General features: G+C 56.1%; 23 protein-coding genes. 10 read left to right on the forward strand and 13 right to left on the reverse strand.

Annotated features, from left to right (window positions below; translation table 11 throughout):
• Position 1: 1 nt before the first annotated feature.
• The 3 genes from pstA to JIN85_RS14980 form a co-directional block, all read right to left on the reverse strand.
• The gene (pstA, locus tag JIN85_RS14970; RefSeq protein WP_200272163.1) at positions 2 to 1,639 is read right to left on the reverse strand and encodes a phosphate ABC transporter permease PstA; all 1,638 of its coding nucleotides are present in this window, start codon (positions 1,637 to 1,639) and stop codon (positions 2 to 4) included.
• A 3-nt stretch (positions 1,640 to 1,642) separates the two neighbouring features.
• Positions 1,643 to 3,907, reverse strand: a complete 2,265-nt coding sequence (locus tag JIN85_RS14975) for an ABC transporter permease subunit (protein ID WP_200272165.1) — start codon at positions 3,905 to 3,907, stop codon at positions 1,643 to 1,645.
• Positions 3,908 to 3,989: 82 nt separating this feature from the next.
• Positions 3,990 to 4,949 carry a PstS family phosphate ABC transporter substrate-binding protein gene (locus tag JIN85_RS14980; RefSeq protein ID WP_200272167.1) on the reverse strand — a complete coding sequence of 320 codons (960 nt, stop codon included), beginning with the start codon at positions 4,947 to 4,949 and terminating at the stop codon, positions 3,990 to 3,992.
• A gap of 213 nt (positions 4,950 to 5,162) precedes the next feature.
• On the opposite strand from JIN85_RS14980, the gene JIN85_RS14985 reads away from it, so the two are divergent.
• The 7 genes from JIN85_RS14985 (at position 5,163) to JIN85_RS15015 (ending at position 12,638) form a co-directional block, all read left to right on the forward strand.
• Positions 5,163 to 6,371 (forward strand): porin, encoded by a 1,209-nt coding sequence (locus JIN85_RS14985; protein WP_200272170.1) that lies wholly within the window; start codon positions 5,163 to 5,165, stop codon positions 6,369 to 6,371.
• 138 nt (positions 6,372 to 6,509) lie between these two features.
• A complete protein-coding gene (locus tag JIN85_RS14990) occupies positions 6,510 to 8,822 on the forward strand; it encodes a TonB-dependent receptor (protein WP_200272172.1) in 2,313 nt (770 codons plus the stop codon).
• A 94-nt stretch (positions 8,823 to 8,916) separates the two neighbouring features.
• Positions 8,917 to 9,606: a Fe2+-dependent dioxygenase gene (locus tag JIN85_RS14995; RefSeq protein ID WP_200272174.1), complete on the forward strand. Its 690-nt coding sequence runs from the start codon at positions 8,917 to 8,919 to the stop codon at positions 9,604 to 9,606.
• A 9-nt stretch (positions 9,607 to 9,615) separates the two neighbouring features.
• Positions 9,616 to 10,281 (forward strand): PepSY-associated TM helix domain-containing protein, encoded by a 666-nt coding sequence (locus JIN85_RS15000; RefSeq protein WP_200272175.1) that lies wholly within the window; start codon positions 9,616 to 9,618, stop codon positions 10,279 to 10,281.
• Positions 10,278 to 10,787, forward strand: coding sequence for a DUF2271 domain-containing protein (locus JIN85_RS15005; RefSeq protein WP_200272177.1), 510 nt, complete (start codon positions 10,278 to 10,280; stop codon positions 10,785 to 10,787). The genes JIN85_RS15000 and JIN85_RS15005 overlap by 4 nt, the downstream gene beginning before the upstream one ends.
• A gap of 7 nt (positions 10,788 to 10,794) precedes the next feature.
• On the forward strand, positions 10,795 to 11,610 hold the full coding sequence (locus JIN85_RS15010) for a DUF4198 domain-containing protein (RefSeq protein WP_200272179.1): 816 nt from the start codon (positions 10,795 to 10,797) through the stop codon (positions 11,608 to 11,610).
• Positions 11,607 to 12,638 (forward strand): FAD:protein FMN transferase, encoded by a 1,032-nt coding sequence (locus JIN85_RS15015; RefSeq protein WP_200272181.1) that lies wholly within the window; start codon positions 11,607 to 11,609, stop codon positions 12,636 to 12,638. Before JIN85_RS15010 ends, JIN85_RS15015 begins: the two co-directional genes overlap by 4 nt.
• On the opposite strand, the gene JIN85_RS15020 is transcribed toward JIN85_RS15015, so the two are convergent.
• Genes JIN85_RS15020 through JIN85_RS15060 form a run of 9 tightly spaced genes read right to left on the reverse strand, consistent with a single transcriptional unit; the run spans position 12,630 to position 21,130 of the window.
• Positions 12,630 to 13,745: an alpha-hydroxy acid oxidase gene (locus JIN85_RS15020; RefSeq protein ID WP_234047452.1), complete on the reverse strand. Its 1,116-nt coding sequence runs from the start codon at positions 13,743 to 13,745 to the stop codon at positions 12,630 to 12,632. The genes JIN85_RS15015 and JIN85_RS15020 overlap by 9 nt on opposite strands.
• Entirely contained in the window at positions 13,735 to 14,715 is a 981-nt protein-coding gene (locus tag JIN85_RS15025; RefSeq protein ID WP_200272183.1) for a hypothetical protein, read from the reverse strand. The genes JIN85_RS15020 and JIN85_RS15025 overlap by 11 nt, the downstream gene beginning before the upstream one ends.
• Positions 14,712 to 16,073: a PepSY-associated TM helix domain-containing protein gene (locus JIN85_RS15030; protein ID WP_200272185.1), complete on the reverse strand. Its 1,362-nt coding sequence runs from the start codon at positions 16,071 to 16,073 to the stop codon at positions 14,712 to 14,714. The genes JIN85_RS15025 and JIN85_RS15030 overlap by 4 nt, the downstream gene beginning before the upstream one ends.
• Before the next feature lie 41 nt (positions 16,074 to 16,114).
• A complete protein-coding gene (locus JIN85_RS15035) occupies positions 16,115 to 18,040 on the reverse strand; it encodes a glycosyltransferase (protein ID WP_200272187.1) in 1,926 nt (641 codons plus the stop codon).
• A gap of 60 nt (positions 18,041 to 18,100) precedes the next feature.
• Positions 18,101 to 19,006 carry a malate dehydrogenase gene (locus JIN85_RS15040; RefSeq protein ID WP_200272189.1) on the reverse strand — a complete coding sequence of 302 codons (906 nt, stop codon included), beginning with the start codon at positions 19,004 to 19,006 and terminating at the stop codon, positions 18,101 to 18,103.
• Between the two features lie 31 nt (positions 19,007 to 19,037).
• Positions 19,038 to 19,421, reverse strand: a complete 384-nt coding sequence (locus JIN85_RS15045) for a dihydroneopterin aldolase (RefSeq protein WP_200272191.1) — start codon at positions 19,419 to 19,421, stop codon at positions 19,038 to 19,040.
• Positions 19,418 to 20,464, reverse strand: coding sequence for an HAD hydrolase-like protein (locus JIN85_RS15050; RefSeq protein ID WP_200272193.1), 1,047 nt, complete (start codon positions 20,462 to 20,464; stop codon positions 19,418 to 19,420). Before JIN85_RS15050 ends, JIN85_RS15045 begins: the two co-directional genes overlap by 4 nt.
• Before the next feature lie 46 nt (positions 20,465 to 20,510).
• Positions 20,511 to 20,879 (reverse strand): DciA family protein, encoded by a 369-nt coding sequence (locus JIN85_RS15055; RefSeq protein WP_200272195.1) that lies wholly within the window; start codon positions 20,877 to 20,879, stop codon positions 20,511 to 20,513.
• A gap of 20 nt (positions 20,880 to 20,899) precedes the next feature.
• Complete coding sequence (locus tag JIN85_RS15060; protein WP_200272197.1) at positions 20,900 to 21,130, reverse strand: ferredoxin; 231 nt, start codon at positions 21,128 to 21,130, stop codon at positions 20,900 to 20,902.
• 137 nt (positions 21,131 to 21,267) lie between these two features.
• Between JIN85_RS15060 and JIN85_RS15065 the strand changes: the two genes are divergently transcribed.
• The 3 genes from JIN85_RS15065 (at position 21,268) to JIN85_RS15075 (ending at position 24,654) form a co-directional block, all read left to right on the forward strand.
• Positions 21,268 to 22,380: a hypothetical protein gene (locus tag JIN85_RS15065; protein ID WP_200272199.1), complete on the forward strand. Its 1,113-nt coding sequence runs from the start codon at positions 21,268 to 21,270 to the stop codon at positions 22,378 to 22,380.
• A 6-nt stretch (positions 22,381 to 22,386) separates the two neighbouring features.
• Entirely contained in the window at positions 22,387 to 23,214 is an 828-nt protein-coding gene (gene hemQ, locus JIN85_RS15070; RefSeq protein ID WP_200272201.1) for a hydrogen peroxide-dependent heme synthase, read from the forward strand.
• A gap of 78 nt (positions 23,215 to 23,292) precedes the next feature.
• Positions 23,293 to 24,654, forward strand: a complete 1,362-nt coding sequence (locus JIN85_RS15075) for a C39 family peptidase (protein WP_200272204.1) — start codon at positions 23,293 to 23,295, stop codon at positions 24,652 to 24,654.
• A gap of 399 nt (positions 24,655 to 25,053) precedes the next feature.
• Here JIN85_RS15075 and JIN85_RS15080 read toward each other — a convergent pair.
• Positions 25,054 to 25,251 (reverse strand): hypothetical protein (locus JIN85_RS15080; protein WP_200272205.1); only part of this gene is annotated, 198 nt, incomplete at its 5' end.

Raw genomic sequence — 25,251 nt, forward strand, 5'->3', positions numbered from 1 at the left:
GTTAGAAGCTGCTGGTCGCAAAGCGTTTTTTCAGCCGGTTGCGAATGAGAATGGCAGTTAGGTTCAGAGTCACCACCACCACGATGAGTAGAAGTGCGGTCGCGTATACCACAGGAATCGCCGCCTCTGCATCGGGCGATTGGAAACCGAGGTCGAAGATATGGAATCCAAGGTGCATGAACTTGCGATCCGGATGAATGAATGGAGCAACACCATCAATGGGCAAGGTCGGAGAGAACTTCACCACCCCCACCAACATCAACGGAGCGACTTCGCCAGCACCGCGAGCCATCGCCAGAATCACACCTGTTAGAATCCCGGGCAGCGAAGCAGGCAGAACCACCCGCTGGATGGTTTGCCATTTCGAGGCACCACACGCGAGAGCAGCCTCACGCACCCCGCGCGGCACTGCGGAAAGCGCTTCCTCGGTTGCAACGATCACCACTGGCAAAGTCAGCAGTGCCAGCGTCAGCGATGCCCACAAAATACCAGGAGTCCCGTAGGTCGGTGTCGGCAATTGATCTGCAAAAAATGCGTGGTCGATCTTTGCTCCGACAAAATAGACAAAGAACGCCAATCCGAACACCCCAAACACGATGGATGGCACGCCGGCCAGATTGTTCACGCAAATGCGGACAATCCGGACCACCATGCCCTGCTTCGCGTATTCCCGGAGGTAGATCGCCGCGATGACGCCAAAGGGTGTCACGAACAAGCTCATCACCAGCGTCATCACCACCGTTCCGAAGATGGCGGGAAATACTCCCCCTTCGGTGTTCGCCTCGCGTGGTTCGTCCGATAAAAACTCCCAAATGCGATGCCACATTTCGCCCATCCGTTGAAACAGTCCGGCCTGATTGGATTGAAAAACTCCCATCACATTCGCCACCGGAATCGATGCATCATGGCCATCGGCCGTTTGCACCAGCAGGTTGGTCCCAGTGAATTTGGCACGAATCTCGGCCGCTTCTTTTTGTCTTTGATCAAACTCCGCCTGCAGCTCGGCGCGGCGTTTTTCCGCGACTTTGGGGTCCACCTTCTGATTTTTCAGCGCGGTATCAAGGGCATCAATCTCGCGACTGATGGCGCCGATTTTTTTCCGCTCGATCACCAAAAGCTGGGCTCTCGCATCGGCGGCCTGGTCAATCCATTCATCGAGCTTCTTGTGGAAATCCGCCGCCTTGGCGGGGACTTTCCCGGAGCTTGTTTCGAGCGCAACCGGCTTGACGATCGCCGGGCCATACTCGGTCCGCTCAATGCGAAGGTAATCCTTCGGCCGGGATGCTTTGAGAATGTCTTTCCGATCGTAAAAGCGGAATGTATCGCCCGAGATATCCTTGTTGCCGCGGAAAATCTGGACCTCCTGATGCAGCGCGCCGCTTGAATCTTTTCTCTCCGTCTCGCGGGTTATGAAGCCCGCGATCATTTCCTTCCCCTGCGGAGTTTTTACTTCCATCAGCTCGATGCGGCGGGGCCAGAACGAGGCAGTGCCTTTGACCACAATCAAAAGCAACAAGCCAAGCGCCATCACAACACCAATCGACAAGCCCATGGCGGTAAGCCACACCCAAGGCTCCCCCTTCCGGGATCGGCCGGTGGTCGAAAAGGGTGTTTGGTTTTTCGGTTCTTCAGCAGACATGGATCAGACAAGTTTATTGCGCTCACGCAGGCGCTGGCGCAGCACTTCTGCAATGGTGTTCATCACGAAGGTCATGGCAAAAAGAACAACCGCCCCGAGGAACAAAGTGCGATAGTGGGTCGAGCCTTCGGAGGCTTCCGGCAGCTCCACGGCAATGTTGGCGGAAAGGGTGCGCATGCCGTTGAAAATATTCCACTGGGTGACCGGGGTGTTTCCGGTGGCCATCACCATGATCATCGTTTCACCCACAGCACGCCCGAAACCGATCATCAGCGCGGAAAAAATCCCGGAAGACGCGACGGGCAGCATCACCGTCCACACCACCTGCCAGCGGTTGGCTCCCAGGGCGGATGCAGCGGCCGTCAATGATTTCGGCACGTTGGAAAGCGCATCTTCTGCAATCGTGAAAATCACCGGAATGACGGCGAAGCCCATCATGAAGCCAAGCACCAACGAGTTGCGCTGCTCGAAGCGGGCACCGGTCGCATGCGGCCACCAGACGCGGAAGTCTGCGATTTCTTTACCAGTCGCAGGGTCCTTATAAACGAAGAAGATTTTCTCGATCACCGGGCCAAGGCTCCAGGATAGCCACGCCGCCAAAGCGAGAAATGGCAAGACCACCAACCACTCGCGGCCCCCTTCAAAGCGGTTGCGAATCTGGATCGGCAAGCGGCACCAGACGAATCCGGTCAGCAGCGCGGTAAGCGGAATCGAAATCAGCATCAACAGCACGGATGGGACCCGGTTTTCCAGAATTGGGGCCAACCAGAGACCTGCCAGGAACCCGAGCACCACTGATGGCAGGGAAGACATGATTTCCATCGTCGGCTTCACCACTTTTTTGATATCCGGCGGCAGAAATGCTGCGGAGAAAAGCGCCGCCAACAGGGCGACGGGAATGGAAAACAGCAAGGCGTAGAATGTTCCTTTCAAGGAACCGAAAATGAGGGGGATCAACGAGAGCTTCGGCTCGAAATCATCCGTTCCGCCAGTGGACTGCCATTGATAAACCGGTTCAGATCCACCTTCATACCAGACTTTGCCAAAGAACGCGCGCCAGCTGGAATCCGGATGGGGATCGTGAATGGAATAACGCTCCGCCGAGCCATCCGCTGCAGCGACGATGAAATTTTCGCCCTTGGCATCGAGCACCGCAGCGACCGGATCCAGGTCGGTTTCACCTTCCCAGCGAACCGCGCCCGAGGTGCTGTGACGGATCGAAAGGTGCTTCCCTGCCCCGGTGAGGAAGCTGCGGTTCCGTTGGCTGCCTGCGAAAAGAACTTTGCCTTGCGGCAGATTGGGAAATGTCTTGGTTTCGCCAAACAGGCGCTCACCTTCCCCATTTTTACGGAACAGGGACCACTGGGATTGTTCACCATCGGATCCAGTCACGATGATCGAAACTCCACCGAAAAGGAAATTGATTTGCCGTGGCACGGCAGTGTCGAAGGGCTTGAAGGTTTGCCGCTTCGAAACCCCTTCGCTATCGGCCAGGAAATAGGCGACTTCGCCGTTTTCACAAGCGATCAGCACCATGGCACCGTTTTGTGAAGAGCGGACCAATGAGGCGGGCGCGGGCAATTCCGTTGAAACCTCGGTTTCCCCGATGAGCGAGAGTTTGCCCTTCCCGAGCAGACTGCGTTTCATGCCAAGCTGCACGATGGACACACTGGAGCCAGTGCTGCCTTCGCGTTTTGCCGCGATGATCCTGCCGGTGCCGGAATCGCCGTAGCTGATTTCTGTGACCGGACCGTCACCGTGCTCCAACTGGAAAAAAGGTTCTTCTTCTACCGAGGCATCCACCCCCGACAACTTCCCGTCCTCGTAGGTTTGCTGATAATGAACCGCAAACGAGCCCACTTGGCCATCGGCCAACCCGAGCGCAACGCGTTGATGCACTGGATCGTAGGAAAACGCCGTGATTTGACCACCGTTCAGATCCGGCAGATCGACCTCTTTGCGCGACTGGTCCTTCGCCTGGATGAACACCAGCTTGTCTCCGCCGTTGTAGAAGAACGGCAGCTTTCCCCATTCATCGACCCCCATGACCGCGGGCGGCACGTCCGAGTGCATCATGCCGACTGGCTTCACCTCGGCTGACTGGAACAACGGAACCACTTCCTTGCCAATGAAGTAGAAGATCCCGAAAACAGCAAGGATCACCGAAATCCCACCGAGACGGATGGCGATCCCCATGAATCGATCAAAAAGAAGGGTGCCTCGTGAGACTTCGAAGCGCTTGGGATCAGGCGGCGGCAGTGGATCCATGGTGGGACTCTAACAAACGAAACAAGCGGCGTGCCGGGGAAGGAAAATCCCACAGGCACACCGCCCGGTTGGTTGATTTTTCTTACTTGGTCAAGGTTTCACCGACCTCAGCCGCAACTTCTGCAGGAATCGGGAAGTAACCGTCTTTTTCGACCACTTGCTGACCTTCCTTGGAGACCACGAACTTGAGGAACTCAAGGGTCAGTGGATCAAGCGCTTGGCCAGGCTTTTTGTTGACGTAGACCACGAGGAAACGGGCCAATGGATAATCGCCGGACAGCGCGTTGTCGTAAGTCGCATCGGCATAGTTTTTACCATCGGTGGAAAGCGGGATGGTCCGGACTCCGGAGGTTTTGTAACCGATCCCGGAATAGCCGATGGCGTAGAGATCGGAACCAACTCCTTGAACCACAGCAGAAGAACCAGGTTGCTCTTTCACGTTCGAGCGATAGTCACCTTTTTCCAAAGCGTGCTCTTGGAAAAATCCGTAGGTGCCGGATGCTGAGTTACGACCGAAAATCGAGATCGGACGGCCTTTCCAATCCTTGAGACCAAGTTGCCCCCAATCGGTGATTTCCTCACCACCGCGCTTGCGGGTCTGTGAGAAAATGGAGTCCAACTGCTTCATGGTCAGACCCTTGATCGGGTTATCCTTGTGGGCAAATACGGCCAGAGCGTCGATGGCCACCTTCACTTCAGTCGGTTTGTAGCCGTATTTCTTTTCAAATGCGTCGACTTCTTCCGCCTTCATCATGCGGCTCATCGGACCGACTTGAGCGGTGCCTTCGATGAGTGCTGGAGGTGCGGTGGAGGAACCTTTTCCTTCGATCTGCACGTTGACGTTTGGATACGCCTTCTTGAAGCCTTCAGCCCAAAGAGTCATCAGGTTGTTCAGGGTGTCCGAACCAATGGAATTGAGGTTTCCAGAAACACCGCTGACGGCTTTGTAGTCCGGCAAGGAGGGATCGATGTGAGATTCCGCGGAGAAGACCGGGAGCATGCTGAGGACAGCAGCCGTCAGACAAATAGCTGTGGATTTCATAGAATTCTGGATTTCAAGGCCCGCCCGAACCTGGGGCAGGTGACGTTTTGAATGCACCGGAACCCTTACTTTCCGGCAAAATCTGTTTTGTGTCAGAATTGTCACATTCAGACCATTTTCAAGTTCGATCCGCAGCGCTCCTATCCGCCGCCGTGACATTCTTGTCACATTATGCAGCATACAGTTCGCAAATTCACCAAAAAAACCCGCACCATGACCACCACCCGATCGATCGCCATCCTGCTTTCCTTGGCCGCTCCATGTTTGGCCGGAGAAGCGATCCCAACGTCTACTGAACACGTGGAAATTCCCGCCTCCTGGGACTTCTGCAACTGGATTCAGAACAAGCCTGGCCTGCTCTACAGCAACCCGGAGAACCCATTGCTCCAGTCCTTCCAAATCGGCGGACGGTTCCACTACCAAATGGCGTATGAAGACGGAAACGACGTCAATGGTCGCGATTTCAACGACACCTACGAGGACTACCGCCGGGCCCGGATCGAAACCAAAACCCACTTCCTCCAATATTTTTCGGCCAAACTCAGCCTGAATCTGGTGGATGACGACCGTCGCGACAACAACGACCTCGATTGGGGTTATGAGTCCTTCGATGAGGCCGTGTTCTCCTTCGACATCAAAAAAGCCTTTGCTGGCATTCCGCTCGATCAACTCCAGCTCAACTATGGCAGGCTGAAATTCATGCTGAGTGACGAAGTCCGCGCGTCCTCCAACAAGATTCTCACCATTGAGCGCTCCTCCATCGGCAATAAAATCTACAATTCAGGCCGCCCAACCGGCTTCACCCTTGATGCGGCGAAAGGTCGCTTGAATTGGACGCTTGGCGTATACAGCACGGAGGATGAAAAGTTCATGGATGGCTGGAATGGCGACCTAGCCTATTCCGCCACCCTCGGCTACCAAGTCACCGATGAGTGGAAAATCACTTGGGACGGCGTGTACAACAGCCAGGATTCCGAGGAAAATTTCCTCGGCTACCACTGGGCCAGCACCATCAGCGCGGCTTATGAAAAAGGCCGATTCGGATTTCTTGGCGAAGCGATTTTAGGAGAAAACATCGGTTCCGGCGATCGGGGTGGCCATTTCTACGGCTTGGTTGCCATGCCTTCCTATTGGCTGATCGATAAACGCCTGCAGGCAGTCGCCCAGTATCAATATGCTGGTGCCAGCCGCGATGAAGGCTTCCGGATCAACAGCCGCTATGTCCGGGCCGCACATGATCTGGGCATCGATACCAACAGCGGTCGCGGCGACGAAGATCACTCGATCTACCTGGGCCTGAACTATTACCTCTGTGGCGATAGCCTCAAGATCATGGCAGGCGTTGCTTACGACCACCTCGACACACCAGACGGGAGCCTCGACGCATTCAGCAATCTGATTGCTCTCCGGGTCTCATTCTAACCGCGAGACTGTTTCATCCATTTGCCGCTATCCGCTCCATCTGCGGGTAGCGGCTTTTTTTGTCAAAGTGGGGAGATGAGGGTTGACGCAGATCGTTATTGAGACGCAGTCTCATCACGTTCTTGCCGCTCTCAAGCCATGAAACCATCCAACAACTCGAATACCCGCTACATTCCCTCCTCCCGAGAAGCGCTCGCTCTTGCCACTTTCCTAGCCGCAGGCCACGCGGTCGCCCAAGACACCGCCCCTTCGAATACAGATCCAACGACGAAGAAGAAAGACGGCGAAGCCGAAGTGCTCCCGGACATCACGGTGGAAGCGACCAAGGCGGATACTTACAAGACCGAAAATCTGACCTCCAAGAAATACACGGTGCCGCTTCGCGACGTGCCACAAACCGTAACCGTGGTGCCGAAAGAGGTGATTGAAGAACAGGGCGCAACCACCCTTACCGAAATCCTTCGCAACATCCCTGGCATCACCATGACAGGTGGTGAAAACGGCAACGCCGGCAGTGTGGCGGGTGACGCAGTGATGATGCGCGGATTCGACGCGACCAACAGCATCTTCGTCGATGGCGTCCGCGACAACGGTGTCATGTCACGGGACAGCTTCAACACCGAAGCGGTGGAAGTTTTCCAAGGTCCAACCGGATCTGATGTCGGCCGTGGCAATGCCGCTGGTTACATCAACCTCGGCACCAAAGTTCCTCATCTTGAAAATTCTTATCAAGGTTCGGTTCAGTATGCTTCCGGTGGACGCCAGCGCTACACGATGGATTTGAATCAGGATCTGTCGTTGATGCCAGGCGGTGAAGTTTGGCTCCCGGGTTCCGCATTCCGTCTGAACGCACTGTTCCAAGAAGGTGGCGTAGCCGGTCGTGATTTCGTCGAGCGGAACATCTGGGGCATCGCGCCATCCATTTCATTTGGACTTGGGACGGATACGCGGGCGATCTTCACCTACCAACACATCGAGCAACGCAATACCCCGGACTACGGTCTGCCGGCAAACCGCAACGAGCTCGCCCCGGGAGTGGACGACGAATGGTATTACGGCACCGATAGCGACTACGATGACATCGATCAGGACACCTTCACCGCTCGCTTCGAGCACGATTTCAGCGAAAACCTTCAGCTGACCAACCAGACCAAATACAATCATACGACCCGCTCCACCCGTGGCGTCCGTGCCTCATATTCGCTCAGCGCCGGAGACACCTATGGCTTGGTTCGCCGCTCATTCGTTACGGATGACCGGAAGAATCAGATTTTCTCCAACCAAACCAACCTCACTGCCAAGTTTAACACCGGCAGCCTCAAGCACACGCTGGTTTCGGGTCTGGAATACACCAAGGAAGATCAGGACACCTACGGCCTGGTCGGCGGTGGGACCTTCGATTCCATCGATCCAGGCACCGAGCCGGATCACGACCTCCCGGCAGGTTACGTTCCCTACACCACGGGTCCTGGTTATAGCCAAGGCAACACCGAAACCATCGGTCTCTATGCCTTTGACACCGTAGATCTGACCTCGAAATGGATTCTCACCGGTGGGGTCCGCATGGATCACTACGACACCGATTACCGCTCCTATTCGATCCCACGGGGCGGCACCGACTACACCTTGTCCGGCCCTTACAGCGTCGAAGACGAAGTTTACAGTGGCAAGCTCGGCCTGGTTTACAAACCGGTGGAAGAAGGAAGCATCTACGTTTCCTACAGCCGCACTGCCCAGCCACCGGGAACAGGTAACTTCTCGCTGAACGCTTCAGAAACCAGCACCGCCGGCATCAATGCCGATCCACAGATTTCCGAAAACTACGAACTCGGAACCAAGTGGGATCTGCTGGATTCCCGCCTCTCACTCACCGGCGCGGTGTTCTACACCGAAAACACCAACTACATTTATCAGGACGATCCCCTCGATTCCTCCTCCTATTCCAGCGATGGCGGCCAGCAAATCTTCGGTGTCACCGTCGGAGCTACAGGTCAAATCACCAAAAACTGGTCCGTCCTCGGCAGCCTGACCTGGCTTGATGCATCCGTCGACCAGCCCGGTAACACCATCGATGGTAACCGCCTGGCACGCACGCCAAAGTGGGCGGCCTCCCTGTGGACCACCTACAAACTGCCGAAGAACTTCACCGTGGGCTTGGGCATGCGTTGTCAGGATTCCGTCAACACCTCGACCATCGATGATGCGCCGACGATGGCTGGCTACGCAGTCTTTGACGGCCTCGTCCAATACGACGTCAACGAACACATGAACGTCCGCCTGAACGTCTACAACCTGCTCGATCACGAATACGTGGCCAGCACCAGCGGTGGTGGCGGCGCAGATACCGGTGGAGCTGGCGGCAGCACCGGAAGCGGTATCGATACCAGCGGCAACCGCATCCTCATGGGCGCTCCGCTTTCCGTCGCCCTCAGCGCAAACTTCAAATTCTGATCGGTAACTTTCTGTTTGGTTAAATTGCTGCAACGCATCCGTCGTCACTGGCTCTGCTGGTGACGGCGGATGCTTCCTCTCTCCCCTCCCCATCATGATCCTCTGCATTCCAGACATTCTCCCACCTGCCGAGCTCGCAGAGTGCCGCAAGCTTCTCGAAGCCGCGCCTTGGGAAGACGGGAAAAAAACCGCCGGACATCAGGCCGTGAAGGTTAAAAACAATCTGCAGCTCCCAGGCGATCACCCCACTGCTCACGATGTCGGCTCACGGATTGTCCGGGCATTGCGCTCCAATCCGCTTTTCATGTCTGCAGCCGCTCCGCTGCATATTCTACCTCCCCTTTTCAACAGCTACAGCGGCGGCCAAACCTACGGCATCCATGTCGATTCTGCCCTGCGCTGGCTTCCCGATGGTCGGCAAATCCGCACCGATCTTTCCTGCACCCTCTTCTTCGCCGAGCCTGACGAATACGATGGCGGTGAACTCATCATCGAAGACACGTATGGAGCCAAAAGCGTCAAGCTCCCCGCCGGTCACATGGTCCTCTATCCATCGACCAGCCTGCACCACGTCACTCCCGTCACGCGCGGAACCCGGCTGTGCTCCTTTTTCTGGCTCCAAAGCATGATCCGGTCCGATGAGCGCCGCTCGCTCCTGTTCGACATGGACATCGCCATCCAACGCCTCTGCGGTGGGCGACCTGACGATCCGTTGGTCACCGAAACGACCACCCAACTGACCGGCGTTTACCACAACCTGCTGCGCCAGTGGGCGGAGATGTAAAGCCCTGCCATGCCTGCTGACGATCCACCAAAGCCATCCAACTCTGCCCGCAACGCGGCCAAAAAGCGCAAAGCGTTTTTCACCAAGCAGTTCTACCTTTGGCATTGGGTCAGCAGCGCCTTATGCCTGGCTGCGATGCTGTTTTTCGCCGTCACCGGCATCACCCTGAATCACGCATCCCGTTTCTCGAGCAAACCGGATGTCCGGGAAATCAAGGCCACCTTGCCACCGAATCTGCTCAAGCGCATCGCATTCGACGGTTCACCAGATGCCACCGCTCCCGTTCCGGAAGAGGTCGCCGATTGGCTCAGCAAGAAAACCGGGACCAAACTTTCCGGCCGCGCTGCGGAATGGTCGGAATATGAACTCTACATCAGCCTCCCACGACCAGGCGGCGATGGATGGCTTTCGATCGATCGCGAAACCGGGGAAATCCTCCACGAAACGACCCGCCGCGGAACGGTTGCCTTCATCAATGATCTTCACAAAGGACGCAATACCGGCCCCGCATGGGCTTGGTTTATTGATCTATTTTCCATCGCCTGCGTGGTGTTCTGCATCACCGGCCTTTGCCTGCTCTGGGTGCACGCCAAGCGCCGCCCCAGCACGTGGCCGGTCGTGATCGCCGGCATCGTGATCCCGCTCATCCTCATCCTGTTTTTCCTACACGCATGAAACCCTCATTCCTGATTTTCGCCCCCATCCTCGCGACCACGGCTTTTGGCGGTGAGGTCAAATTGACCATCGAAATCCCACAGCTCGACGCCGCCGAATACCACCGCCCTTACGTCGCAGCCTGGATAGAAAAGCCCGATCGCAGCGTCGCGACCGACCTCACCGTTTGGTATGACGCGAAGAACAAAAAAGGCACATCCTGGCTCAAAGACCTCCGCCAATGGTGGCGCAAAAGCGGCCGCTCCGCAGAACTGCCCATTGATGGAGTCAGCGGTCCAACCCGGCCCGTCGGCAAGCACGAGCTCGATCTATCCGACAAAGCCGCTGCCATCGCCCCCCTGCCCGATGGCGAATACACGCTCGTGGTTGAGGCCGCCCGTGAGGTGGGCGGCCGGGAAATGGTCCGCATTCCCTTCAAATGGGATGGAAAAACCGCAGTCGATGCGGCTGACACCGGAAAAACCGAACTCGGTGCGGTGAAATTCACGATCCAACCTGAACCCTAAAATCCTTATGAAACGCAACACCCTGCTCACCACCGTCGCGTTGCTCGCCTTTGCCGTGCAACCTCTCTCCGCCCACCGGTTTTGGATCATCCCATCATCCTCCGTTCTCTCCGGCGAACACCCTTGGGTGACGGTTGATGCCGCCATTTCCAACAGCCTGTTTTTCCCAGACCACGCGTCACCCGGCCTCGATTCCCTGTCCGTCCTCGGGCCAGATGGAAAAAGCGTCGCCCTACAAAACGGCATGAAGGGACAATATCGCACGACTTTCGATGTCGAGCTCAGCCAACCCGGCACTTACAAGATTTTCAGCGTCCGCGACGGGCTTTTCGCCAGCTATACCGAGAATGGTGAAACCAAACGCTGGCGTGGTGATACCCAAAGCTTCGCTGAAGCTGGTCTGAAAGATAAGGCTGATCTGAAGCTGACTCGCAACAACTCACGGGTCGAAACTTTCGTCACTGCTGGCGAACCTACGAATACCGTGCTCAAGCCTTCGGGTGAAGGTTTGGAACTCGTGCTCGATGGAACCCATCCCAACGATCTGTTCAACGGCGAGCCCGTTTCATTTGTTCTCCAATTCAACGGCAAACCTGCTGCGGACACCGAAATCACCGTCGTAAAGGGTGACGATCGCTATCGCAACGAAGTGGGTGAAATGAAGCTGAAAACCGACTCGACCGGCAAACTCACCATCACCTTCCCGGAAGCCGGACGCTATTGGCTGAATGCGAGTGCCGAGGGCGAAGGCGGCGAATTCGAAGGCATCCCAACCAGCAGCCGCTCATCCTACACCGCGACTTTCGAGGTTCTCCCGCAGTGAACCCGAATCGTGCAGCGGATCGCCAGGTCCTGGTCCCCCAAAATCTGGCTTCCCATGTCCTGTCAGCGGTTGGTTCCGGCCAACCGTTCGTTACATTGGAAGGCGCAACCATGGGCACAACCTGGACGGTCCGCTGCATTCTTCCCGAGCCATTATCTGCCCAGGCAATCCAAGCCGAAATCGAGGCCACTCTGGATCGGATCATCCGGCAAATGAGCCACTGGGCCCCGGAGTCTGACCTATGCCGCTTCAACCGCGCACCGGCAAATTCCTGGCATCCATTGCCAGACGAATTTTTCCACGTTCTGCAAATCGCTCTCGAAGTCGCTGAAGCATCCAACGGCGCGCTCGACCCCACCGTTGGCCGCCTTGTCGACCTTCACGGATTCGGACCGCACGAACCCGCGCCAGATTTATCGGATGCCGATTTCGAAATCGCCCACCAACAGATGGGATGGCGACGCCTTTCGCTCGATCCAACATCGCATCGCGCTCTGCAGCCGGGGGATTGCCAACTCGATCTTTCTTCGATCGCGAAAGGGGGTGCGGTTGATCTGATTTCCGAGGTCCTGCTTGCCCACGATAGTCCGGCATTTCTCGTCGAAATTGGCGGTGAAATCCGAGGACACGGATGCAAGCCCGATGGCTCGCCCTGGTGGTGTTTGCTCGAAAATCCACCAGATGCCCGAGCGGACTCGCTTGCCGAAACCGTGGTCGCTCTATGCGGGCTTTCGCTCGCCAGTTCCGGGGATTTCGCCCGTCGCCGCACCCACCGTGGGCGCGAAATCAGCCATTTGATCGACCCCGGCACCGGCAGCGCCGCGTCGATGGACCTGGCATCGGTCTCGGTTCTTGCACCAACATGCATTCTGGCGGATGCCTGGGCCACCGCCCTTTACATCGCCGGTCCTGAGCACGGCCCGCTCCTGGCGGAATCTCACGGCTTGGCAGCTCGGTTTATCCATCGCCATGGGCCCGGGGTGTATCGCGAATCAACGACCAGCGCTTATCGAGAAATGCTAGACTGATCCGCGGCGTAGCGCAGAGCGATTGATCTCGGAAATCGTAGCCGTTCCCGCCAGTACCATCGCCATTTCCAGTTCGGTGCGCAGGATTTTCAAGACGTGGCCAACACCTACCGCGCCGGCCGCTGCCAACCCATACAGCACCGGTCTCCCGACCATCACCGCCGTCGCGCCCAGCGCCAGGGCCTTGAAAATGTCGGTCCCCCGCCGGATTCCTCCATCCAGCAAAACCGGGATGTGTCCGCTGACCGCATCAACCACTTCGGGCAAAACCTCAATCGCCGCAGGCAAACCATCCAAGGTCCGACCGCCGTGATTTGATACCACAATCCCGCCGACGCCTTGGTCCATCGCAATCCGTGCGTCTTCCGGATTCAAAATCCCTTTCACCAAAACCGGCAATCGGGTCTGCCCTTGCAGCCATTGCAGATCCTTCCATGTCGGAGCGTTCTGGACCAGAGCGCCACCAAATACCCGATCTTCCGGAGGCAGGGATGCCATGCCTTTTAAATTTACCGGCGAAATTCCATCCGGCAGCCTGAATCCTGCCCGCTGCTCCCGGTTGCGCAATCCACTCAAGGGAGCATCCGCCGTCACCACCAATGCTTCATAACCTGCGGCTTCAGCGCGGCGCACCAGGTCTGAGGTGAACTGCCTATCCGGCTGAATGTAGAGCTGAAACCACAAAGGTGACATCGCCCGCTTTGCGATCTCTTCGAGAGAAATGCCCGACTGCGTGCTGACCACCACCGGGGTTTCCATCGCGGCAGCCCCCAGCACCGTGCCGATTTCCCCATCCGGGTGCATCAGCTGATGAAACGCCATCGGCGCGACCAAAATTGGGTGGATCCATCGACGTCCAAGCATGTCCACGGAAGTCGAACCGCCAGCCATGTCCTTGAAAACTCGCGGTGTGATTTGCAGGCGGCGAAAGGCATCCACATTCTCCCGCAGCGTAAGTTCATCGCCAGCTCCGCCTGAAATGTAAGCCCACGCGCCGGACTCAACTCGCGATTGCGCAAGCGCCTCGTAATCGGACAACGAAACCACGTGCGGCGGAATCTGCGTGAGCGGCTTTTCCATGCCCCATCCTCCTTTCTCAAAAATCATCCATCAAACCAATTTCCCCTGCCTGAAGCGACTTCAAGACGCGGGTTTGACGCTCGACCCATTCGCGATCGTGCGCTGCGCGGTAGACCCTGGCTTCGACCTCCGCCTTCGCTAACAGGATTTCGTTTCGCATCTCCCGCTTCAGTTCCAGATCGCCCGCCAACGGCCCTTCGGAGCCAACCCACTCGGTTGCAAATGCACCTAAAAACTGAGGCTGGCACGCCCGATAGATTTTCGCCCCGTAGCGAACCAGATCCGCGATCCAGGGGCCGCGAAATCCCGATGCCCGAACCCACGCCAGCGCCTCCTCGGTCAAATCCGTTGCTTTGGCAATCCAATCGCCAACCCGCTCAAGGCCGTCCGGCAATTCCAGCAACATCGCCAACGCCCGGCAGCCGATGCTCCGCGCCTTGATTCCTGCTTCGATGACTTCCGGCACCGGCGGCAGTCGCTTCAAAATCTCAATGGCAGCTTCTGCGTCCTCCCAGCTCTCGACCGGTTTTCCCAGATGCAACTCTAGCCTTGCGCGATTCAACCGGAGCAATGCCGACAAAAACCCCCGATCTCCGAAACGAAGCAAAGCCGTTTCCGCTTCACGAAAATCCTCCTGGGATCGATCGTAACACGCGGTATCGACCAACAAGGTCGCCCGTTGGATGAGCGCAAGAATCCAGCGTTCCAGATGGGCGGGATTTTCGGCCAGATCCGTGTGTTTGAGGACCTCGATGCCGCGGTCCAGGGACTCCAGCGCCTGCGATTCGAGGCCCAATCGGACCAACGCATCTGCCCGGTTGGTCCACACCGCCGCCAGCAACCAGGCCAGATGCGGATCGCTCTGCCACTGCCAGGATGAACGGACGGCAAGCGACTCATCAAATTGCGCCAACGCCGATACCCATTCGTTCCGGGCTGCCAAGCGCAACCCTTCCTGCATCCAGGCAGTGGATTGGCCAATTTGGTCCTGAATCATGCCATTGCCGCCTTCGAACGTTTCCGCTTTCCAAAAAAGCGGCGCCAGCTCAGTGCAAATCCGGACCACACCAGCACGGCTGCCGATCCGGCGGCAAATGCCGCGATGGTCTGGCCGATCCAGCCACCGGCTTCACCGGTATGGACCCAGCGCACCCATCCACGAATCTGACGGCCCAAGCTTTGCTTATCCGACGCACTCACTGGCACGATCTGATTTTTCGCCAAATCCATGGTCACCTCCTGGCGGCGATCCGGGCGGCCGCGATGCGAATCCGTCACGGAAAACTTTGCCTGATGATCCGCGAGCATCTCGATCCGCATCGTTTCCCAGTCTGGATTTGATTTCGCCACGGTTTGATAGGCCGCATTCAATCCGACGAGAGAAACGGTCCCTGAGCCGGTCTGGGTTTCCAGACCGCCGCGCTCACCACGCCCTCTTCCTTCGCCTTCGCGTTGCCCCCGGCTTTGGCCTTCACCACGCCCTCCCCGTCCGCCACGTTCATTGCGCTCACTACGTTCCCCTGGTCCGCGACCCTCCCCGCGTGATTCACCCCGACCTTCATTGCGAGTTCCGCCGCCTTCCGTGCGAGCGCCTTCTCCGCGACCGCCAGGCTTTCCTCCCCTCGGACCGCCGCGTCCTTGTGGGGCTTCTTCACCGACCGCTTTGAAGATCAATGCATTTGCCCAAGGGAACGCCATGATCGTACCGGTGGTGACGATGATAAAAAGTGGGATGCATGCCCAGAAACCGAAAACGTTGTGCAAGTTCCACTCCCAGGCGCGGCCCTTCAAGCGCGGCTGAATGCGGGTGATCGCTTTGATGCCTGACTTCGTCCAGCGCCGGGGAAACCACAGCCAAAGTCCGGACACCACGATGAAGAGGAACATCAGGTTCGCCGAATCGACGATCGATTTGCCAATCGTCCGCTTTTCACCGGTTTGCCCCAGCCAGCGGTGCCAGCTTTCAACAGAGTGGAAGAATTTACTCGCGGATTGGCTGCCCTCGCCAAGTGACTTGCCCGTGTAAGGATCAAAATAAACGGTTTTTTCACGGCCATATTGCAAACCGATGGGCTCCGTCGGTTTGCTGGAAAGCAGGATGGATGATGGCGGTACCTGTTTGGAAAATTCGTCTCCGATGACCGATTCCAGAGGGAGAGCCTCGGCTGAAGGTTTCACCGTAACGCCATCCACCCATTCGATAATCTGGCGCTCATAGACCATCAGAATACCGGTGACGGACATCGACAGGACCATGACCCCAGCCAAAAGACCGATCGCCAAATGCGCCCAGAAGACTCCTTTACGAATTGTTTGTGGCAAGCTCATCGCAGTGAAAATGCGAATGAGTCTCAATTAACCAGCGAGGTCAATTCCTTTTACAATCGGAGCAGCCCTTAAACGAGGACGGCTTCTTCACTCAGTATTTCCGGCTCCGTTTGGAAGAAATCCTCGTAACGGACCAGCTCCATCCGGCCATCGTGATGCTCGATGATGGCGGTGAGACTCTCCACCCAATCACCGGAATTCAGATAGTGGATTCCGCCCGTCATCTTGTCCTCCGGCGTGTGAATATGCCCGCAAATGATTCCCTCACATTGCTTATGCCGAGCGAGGTCCTGCAACAGCTCTTCGTAGCGATCCACAAAGCTGACTGCGGATTTCACCCGTGCTTTCACACTCTTGCTGAGAGAGAAATATTCCTTCCCCTGCCAGGCGCGCCATTGGTTGTAGAATCGATTCACCTTCAACAGGAAATCGTATCCAACCGCGCCCATCATTGCCAGCCAGCGGTGATTGGTGGAAACGCTGTCGAAACCGTCGCCGTGAACAACCAGGTAGCGCTTGCCATCGGGAGTGATGTGGATGTGCTCCTTGCCTACTTTCAGTCGACCAAAGGCAAGAGGGAGAAAGCGCTCCAGAATATCATCGTGGTTGCCGCGTAGGTAAATCACCTCGGTGTGATCCTTTTCCATCATCTTGAGGATCTTGCGGATCACCCGGCTGTGTTTTCCCCGCCATCTGCCGCCGCGGCGCAGGGCCCAGCCATCGATGATGTCGCCGTTGAGAACCAGCTTTGAGCACTTGATGTGTTTCAGGAAATGCACCACCTCGGCTGCTTTGCTATTCGGGGTGCCAAGGTGGATGTCAGAAAGGAACAAGGTGCGGCAGGAAAGCTTCTCACGTTTCTCACGTTTGCGTTTTGAAAGCGGGCTCGGCTGCTTGGATTCCGAGATGGTGTTGAGCCGATTTTCGAATTCCGAGATCACCTGATCCCACCCCAGTCGCTCCGCGGTTTCGCGTGCGGCTTGACCCATGTCTTGATCGCGCAAGTGGCGGAACATTTCCTGAGCAGCCCGCAAAAATGCCTCTGAGTCTCCTTTGGGAACTTTCAATCCATTGCCAGAGTTCACATATCTAGCAGAAGCGGCGTAATCATAACTCAGGGTCACCAGTCCGCTTGCCATGCCTTCTAACAAGACATTCCCAAATGTTTCAGTTTCACTCGGGAACAACAACAGGTCAGCAGAAGCATAATGCTTCGCCAATTCCTCGCCGGTCCGCATGCCAGCGAAGATCACACCGGGATTTTTTTCCTCCAATCGGGCACGCAATGGCCCATCGCCGACGACCACACAGCATAAGTCTGGAATCGTTTGGCGCATGCGCTCAAAGCACTTCATTGCCAAATCCAGATTTTTCTCCGCAGCAACCCGTCCTACGACCATCACCACCGGGACTCCCACCCGTGCTCCCCATTGCTGGCGGAGTTGTTCGCAGCGCTTGGCAGGATTGAACAACTCCGTGTCCACTCCGCGCCCTAACAGGTGCACCTCGTTCAAGCCTTCATCGCGCAACTTCTCCACCAGCTCCGGACTTGGCGCCAAGGTGCAATCGGCATCGCGATGAAATCTTTTGAGATATGCCATCGCCGCTGGCTGCAACAGCCCGAGGCGATATTGCTCCATGTAATCCTGGAAATTCGTGTGAAAACCGGTTGCCACCGGGATGGATAATGCCTTGGCGGTTTTCACCGCAGATCTGCCAAGCGGACTTTCCGTGGCGACATACACCGCGTCCGGCCGTTTCTTGAGCCAGCGCTTTCTCAATTTGAATGCACCGGGCAATCCCACCCGCACTTCCTGATAGCCAGGTAGAGGAAAAGAAGCCGCCAGGGTTTGTCGCGGCTCGATTCCGACTCCCGTGCGAATCACATGCACGCGATGTCCGCGAGCCCGCAATCCTTCGGTGAGGCGTCCCAGAGTCATGGCGACTCCATTTACATCCGGCGCAAACGTATCGGTGACGATGTCGATTTTCATCCCGCGATGACCAAACCGACAATCCTCCGAACTGGCAGCTCGATTCGCGTGCCGTTTTCGTCACATGATGGAATCGATCACACTTCTCACACTTTTCGCAGCAAGATGGAATTGTTCGATTTCCAGCTCACTGAGTTGCGGTTGTAGTTTCCGTTCAATTCCGGCTTTGCCGATCACCACCGGAATGCTCAAATACACATCTTTCACGCCGAGGTATCCATCAATCGCCACGCTCAGTGGAATCGTCCGTTTTTGATCTAACAAGATGGATTCGATGACATAGGAAGCAGACTGGCCGATGGCATAGCATGTGTTGCCTTTTTTCCGAAACACCTCGATGCCCGCTGCTTTCGCGACATCACATAATGCGCGCCGCTCCGGAGTATCATCCAATTTTTCACCGCCTGCCTGGGCGACACTCATGGCAGCAAATTGATGTTCTCCGTGTTCACCAAAGATATAAGCACGCACATCGCCGGCGTGGATGGAAACTGCGGAGGAAAGCAGCTCACGGAACCGCATAGAGTCGACCAAAGTGCCAGTCCCCATCACCCGTTCAGGCGGGAAGCCGGTGAGTTTCTCGGCCTGATACGAAAGCACATCGACCGGATTGGAAACCATCAGCAGTTTCGCATTTGGCGAAGATTGGGCAAGCACCGGAAGAATGCGTTTCATCATTTCTGCATTCCCAACCGCGAGGCTGTTGCGGTCGCCAAAGTCATGGGCCATCGGCACCGAGGCACAAATCGCGATCACTTCACTATTCGCCGCATCCTCCAAATCTCCGGCCCGGACCTTGACCGGAATTTTCATGAACGCTTGCGCGTGCATCAAATCCATCGCTTCGCCTTCTGCTTTGCGGCGATTGTTTCCGATCAACACGATCTCCCGTGCCGATCCTCTCATGACAAGAGTGTAGGCGAGGATCATCCCCACTTTTCCCGGACCAACGATGGTAACTTTCATGCTGCGGAGTCGAGCTGATCCAGCGAAGTCTTCAATCCGAATCTTGCGTTTCAGACTGTGATGCGACCCGTTCCCGCACCAATTTCACTGCAACACATTCCGTATCAGGAAGAATGTGTTTTTCGATTTCGACAAAAACTTTATCCAACGGATAAGCGTTCAACAAGTGATCCGCGATTTCGACGGCCAGTGACTCGATCAGCCGACGTGGTTTCGCCGCAGAAAGCGAAGCAATGTCCACTGCCACGGCATGGTAATCGACCGTTCGGGTAATGTCATCGGCGAGGTCGTCGAATCCATGAATGGGTGTCAGCCGAAGCGTGATCCAAAGGGTCTGTGGCTGGGCCCGCTCCTCATCCGGCACCCCGATATGGGTGCTGACCCGCAGCCGACGAATGATGATGGTATCTCTCATGACAGTGGGATGCGCTGGTTGTCGACCACATCCTGCAACAGCACGCGCGTCGGTTCATTCAAATCCAAGTCAAAGGCATCCGCGAGTGGCAGCCATCGGAAATGCTCAGCTTCCTCATTGAGCACCACCTCACGCGATGTCGCGAGAGCGGTGTAATTGAGCAACACAAAGTGCTCGGGGCGGAGAAATTCCGGCGAGTTGATGCAATCCTGGACCAAGGCGAAGCGGATGTCGGAAATTTCCAGTCCCGTTTCTTCGCGCATTTCCCGCCGCAAGGCCTGTTCCGCCGGTTCGCCGTGTTCGACCTTTCCGCCAGGGATTCCCCAGCGATCGCCCCACTTGTGGGTTTGGATCATCAGCACCTGGCCAGCGCCATCATGGACCAAGCCGCCCACGGTGATGATCGGCCGTTTGGGCGGGTAGCGGCGATCCATCAATTTCATCAAAACGCTCAAATCCGGCACGGTTAGATCCGGCTTCACCGTAGCCAGAATCTCCGGATCTTGATAGCCGGTCAGCACGGCGATCGAAGAGATGCCACCATGCCGGGCGGTTTCAATATCGTGAGTCATGTCACCGACAAACGCAGTTTCTGTCGGATTGAGGTGGTGGGTTTCCAAAATCTGATGGATCAGCTCCCGCTTATCGATCACCCCCGCATAGGTGGCTTCGAAGTGCTCCGTCAGGCCGAAAAGCTCGAGTTGGCGAGCAAACACCGTGGCATCCATCGAGCTCAGCACGAAGGTGCGAATGCCCAGCTGCTTGCACCAGTCGAGTTTTTCCCGGGCATGCGGCAGCACCCAAACTGGAGCTTTCGATTCATCGAACGCCGGGCGGAAATGGGCTTCAAGTTCTTCCAACGCGATCCCGGGAAGCAGTTCCTCGTAAAATTCCCGGTATGGCAGCCGGAATTTGCGCCGGAACTGTTCACGATCCATCGGATCCAGCCCGTAGCGGACCAAAACCGCATTGGTGGCATCGATCACTGGTCCCAAATCATCCACCAAGGTGCCGGACCAATCGAAAATCAGGTTGCGAAACATGTGTGAAAATTCCTGCCATCCGCTTGCTGCCAAGACCAGCCTGGTTTCAGCCGTGGCCAAATTTCACCGAGCGGATCTTGTTGCCGAGTTGTTCCTGAATGCGCTTGAGCAGCAGCGGCTTCATCTGCTCCAGATGGAAGCGCATGGCGGGCTGAGTGACGCGTAGCACCAAATGGCCACCTTTCACAGAGACCGGCTCAGCGTGCTTGGCAATGAATTCACCAGCCAATTCTTTCCAGGCAGCGCGGACTTCATCTTCATGAATGCCGTCCTCGGCACCAGCGGCTTTCAGGATCGCGCTGACGAATTCCTCCGCCAGGTGCACCCCGGAATTCAAATCGTCCGCTTCATCGCCGCCACGCCACTCGCGCAGAATTTCCTGTCGCAGCCTGCTGACGGACGGCTTTTTTTTCATGGATGCAGGCTTCGGCTCGGTCAGCCGTCTTCGCCGATCGCTTCGACCGGGCAGCCTTCCATCGCTTCGCGGCAGAGTTCTTCCTCTTCTTCGTTTGCTGGTTGTTTGAAAACGAATGAGTAACCTTCGTCGTCCGCCCGCGTGAAGTTATCCGGAGCGGTTTCGCGGCACAGGTCGCAATCAATGCACTGGCTATCCACGTAAAATTTGCCGGGCACGTTTTCTATGTTCTTGTCTTCGCGGTCTGCCATGCTGGATTGGGTAATCTCTCGCCACTTGGTTGCATGCACCGGGCCAAGCTTGCAACTCGATTTTTCGAGGGAAAGCATGGCGTCTTTCACACTCGCCAAGCCGGACTCGCCTCTCTAAACAACCCTCGCCGCTTGTCATGACACCTGATTCTCCCATATCTCCGGAAGGAAAGCCCAGTAAACCACGCCATCGCGCGAACCTGGATAATCTGGCGAAGGACACCACCGAACAGGATCTCTGGGACTTCGGAGATGATGATTCTCCTGTCGAAATGCCGCCCAAAAAGCCGAAAATCGACATTCCTGCCAAGCAGCCGGTTACAAAAGCCTCGAAAAAGCAGGAAGAACTTCCCGAACGCCCGGTCCCGCAACTGAAGCCGATCGACGATGAAGAAGAATACGAGGAGGATTTCGCCCTGCCAGTGGTGTCAGACCCGGAAGAGGCCCCAATTCAAAGGCTTACAGACCCCGCCCAACCGAAGCGCAGCGGCACCAGGATCGATACCAGCCTTTCCTCATTTGGCAGCATCGACGACGATGACGATTGGGATCTGAATGCCGATGATATCGAAATTCCAGTCCCACCATCTGATTCTGAGGCGGAATCGACAGCCGCGGTCCCGGATTCCTCGACCGAGACCGGCAACTCAGCTGCCGAAGAGCCCCCTGCTCCCCGTAACGGTGGTGAAAATCGCAAAAAGCCACGGATCAAGATCAACCTGGCAAAATCCGAACTCATCAGCATCGCCGCCCTGGTGCTGCTTCTCCTTGGAGTCGGAATCTTTTTTTACGCCAACTCACTCAGCAAAATTCCGGCACCACCTAAAATCACCACTGCTGATGATTTTCCGATCAAGGGCAAACATTTCACGGCAGTCAAAGCGGACACTTTCTGGCGCAAGCCAGTGGAATCCGGCGACCATGCGGATAACGTGCGCCGCGGCACCTTGCTCATCCCGGTGCTCAAACTCAGCACCGAGGGTGGATCCGGCGCCGTTCGTGTGATGTTCCGCGATTCCGATGGCAACTCGGTGGGCGATGTCATCTCACGCCAGGTATCCGGCAAAGGTGAGATTGAAATCCCCGCAACCGCCGGATTTGACGAAATGAACATGCACGCAGCATATCGGACCGGCGACATCGAACCGTGGTTCGTCGAGGTCCACCAGGGTCCATCCGTCAATGCCCCGGGAACTGCCTTTTCCAAACTTTTTGAGATCCCGATCTCTACCCAGCTTCAAGAAGACTGACTTACCATGCCGAATCCGGAAATCACCCCTGTCGTGCCACGCGAAGGTTGGCACGTTCTGCACCTTTATTATCATGTGGACCAAGCCCAGTGGGCCTTGTTCAGCGATGAGGAAAAACGCCAGGCAAAAACCCGCCTGACCGAGCTGGTTCAGGAAATCCGCGCAACTCCGGATACCCACTTGCTGATCTTTTCCGTCGTCACTCCCAAGGCAGACCTCGGATTCATGCTTCTGACTCCTGACCTTCATGTTGCCAACCAATACGAAAAGCAGCTTACCCTTTCGCTCGGCCCGGAGATCCTCAGTCCGGCGTATTCCTACCTCTCTCAAACCGAAAGTTCGGAATACACCACCACGCGCGAGCAATACATCGCTGACACCCTGATCGGTGAAAAAGGCATGACGGAAGGCACTCCTGAATTTGAGGCTTCCCTCAAAGAATTCGATGACCGGATGGCCCACTACCTCAAGCACCGCCTCTATCCGGTGCTGCCAGACTGGCCGGTGCTTTGCTTCTACCCCATGTCAAAACGCCGGTCCGGCAACGACAACTGGTATTCGCTCAGCTTCGAGGAGCGACGCCAGCTCATGGCTGGACACGCCCGGGTCGGCCGCGCCTATTCAGGCCGCATCCTTCAGTTGATCACCGGCTCCACCGGACTTGATGAGCATGAATGGGGAGTCACCCTCCTCGCCAAGGACACCATCGACATCAAGGCCATCGTCTATGAAATGCGCTTCGATGAAGTCTCCGCGCGCTACGCAGAGTTCGGAGATTTCTACATCGGCATGCAGCTGCCACTGGATATTTTATTCCGACGCCTCTGCCTGTGACGATTTCCTAACAACTAATTGCCCAATTGCAATTTAATGGATTGAAACAGGGTAAGAGGCCATCTAGGTTTCTCCCCGATGAGAGTATTTCTCCCCTTATTGTTCGTTGTTGGCCTCAACGCCTTCACGTTTGCTGAAGATTCGAAGGAAGATAAAAAAGACCTCCCCCCTCTCGACAAGGAAGTCTTCACCGTTGCGCTCTGGAAGCGATCACTCGAGGACGTCAAAGGACCCGATAAGCCGATTGATGAGGAAACCGCTGCCATCATCAAACGGATGAAGGACAGAGGAATCGACTACAAGCCGGACGAAGAAGGCTTCGTCTGGCTCTCCTCCGCAAAAAATGGACTGCGCGCCAAGCCGGAATCCTTCACCTTGCTGGAACACCCCGTCGGCGAAGTGGTCATCCGGGGCAAGGATTCCAAACCGGTTGATGTCACCATCTCGCTCTACAATCGGGGCGACGATGGCGAGATCGGCTCCAAGGAATATGTCACTCGGATGAAAATGTGGAATGACCTTTTAGTCGGTCGCCTCGGTAGCAAAAGAGAGACCATCAATGAAAATGGAGCAGTCCCCATCAAGGGATGGTTGTGGACCGTCGGCGATTCCGCTGTCTATCTCGAGGGTAGTGAAAATCGTGCCGAAAAACGCCCGGAGTTCATTCGGCTGCGCTTTGCCTCGATTTCTGCCGCCAAGGACAAAGGGGGCGTGGGACGCCGTGAAAGTTTTGCCAATAACGTCACGACGGATGATAAAGGATTCACCTTCATCCACGGCGTTCCCATGGTGGACCAGGGCGAAAAAGGTTACTGCGTGGTGGCTACGGTCGAACGCGTAGCGCGCTACTACGGAGCCAATATCGATCAACACGAGATGGCTCAAATCGCCGATACCGGTGAGAACGGCACCAATGGTGATGCCATGGAAAAAGCCTTCCAGCGCATCACGGGCAAAATTCACCTGCGCACCATCAAACTCATCGAATTCGATATGCGCCAGTTGGATAAAGACGTCGTGAGTTACAACCGCGCCGTCCGCGCTCACAACAAAAGCTCAGACGACGAGGTCAAAGAGTATCCGATTGATCCAGATGATTACTACATCAACCCGCTGCATTTCTGGCATTACGCGGATAAGGACATTTTCCGCACCATGAAGGCAGGCCAAAACGGCTACGAGCACTTCAATAGCAAAATCAAAGAGTATGTTGACCAAGGTATCCCGCTTTGCTGGACACTCTACCTCGGCATGTTCCCTGAAAAAGGTTTGCCGCAAACTTACGGTGGCCACATGCGCTTGATCATCGGCTATAACGAAAAGACTCACGAAATCTACTACACCGATTCGTGGGGCGAAGGCCACGAATGCAAGACCATGCGCGCTGACGAAGCCTATTGCATGACAATGGCGCTCTACTCAATGATGCCAAGCCAGTAAGGCACTCAAAGTCTCAATTCAAAAAAGGGGGGAAGGATGAAAATCCTTCCCCTTTTTTGTCGGCATCAGGGGATCTTATCTCACGAAACCGGTCCGAACGAAAAACCCAAAGCTAGGTTAAGAAAATTCCTTCATCCATCGAAATGGTCCGGATACGACTCAGATCCTGATCCAAGAGCAACAGGAACAACTCGGCCACTTGGCGGCCGTAAGCAGCAACATTTCAAGTTACCGACTACAGCTCACGTCATTGAATGAACGACTCGTTAGATCGATCGCCGCAGATCTGATCTCTTAAGGGGTGAACTCAAAAGCATCCCTCCTGGTCCCAAACAAAAACGAGCCGGCGGTTTAACCCACCGGCTCGTCTCATCATTGCTTGTTCTTCTGACGCCCCGGTTATTGGCGGGTGGCAGACAAACGCCCGAACCATTTGCCTGCAGCCACTTCCTCTGTCGAAAGGAGGATCGTGACGGTTTCATATCCCACCGAAGGGACGTCGGAAGTTATTTCCACATTTCCGGAGGTGGCCGAGGGGATCTCGGTGTCGGTCCAGTTGATGAGGTCCGTGCTGGTTTGCAGGACCTGGGTGGTGGA

Origin of the sequence: Luteolibacter pohnpeiensis (assembly GCF_016595435.1) — a bacterium.
Taxonomy (GTDB): Bacteria; Verrucomicrobiota; Verrucomicrobiia; order Verrucomicrobiales; family Akkermansiaceae; genus Luteolibacter; species Luteolibacter pohnpeiensis.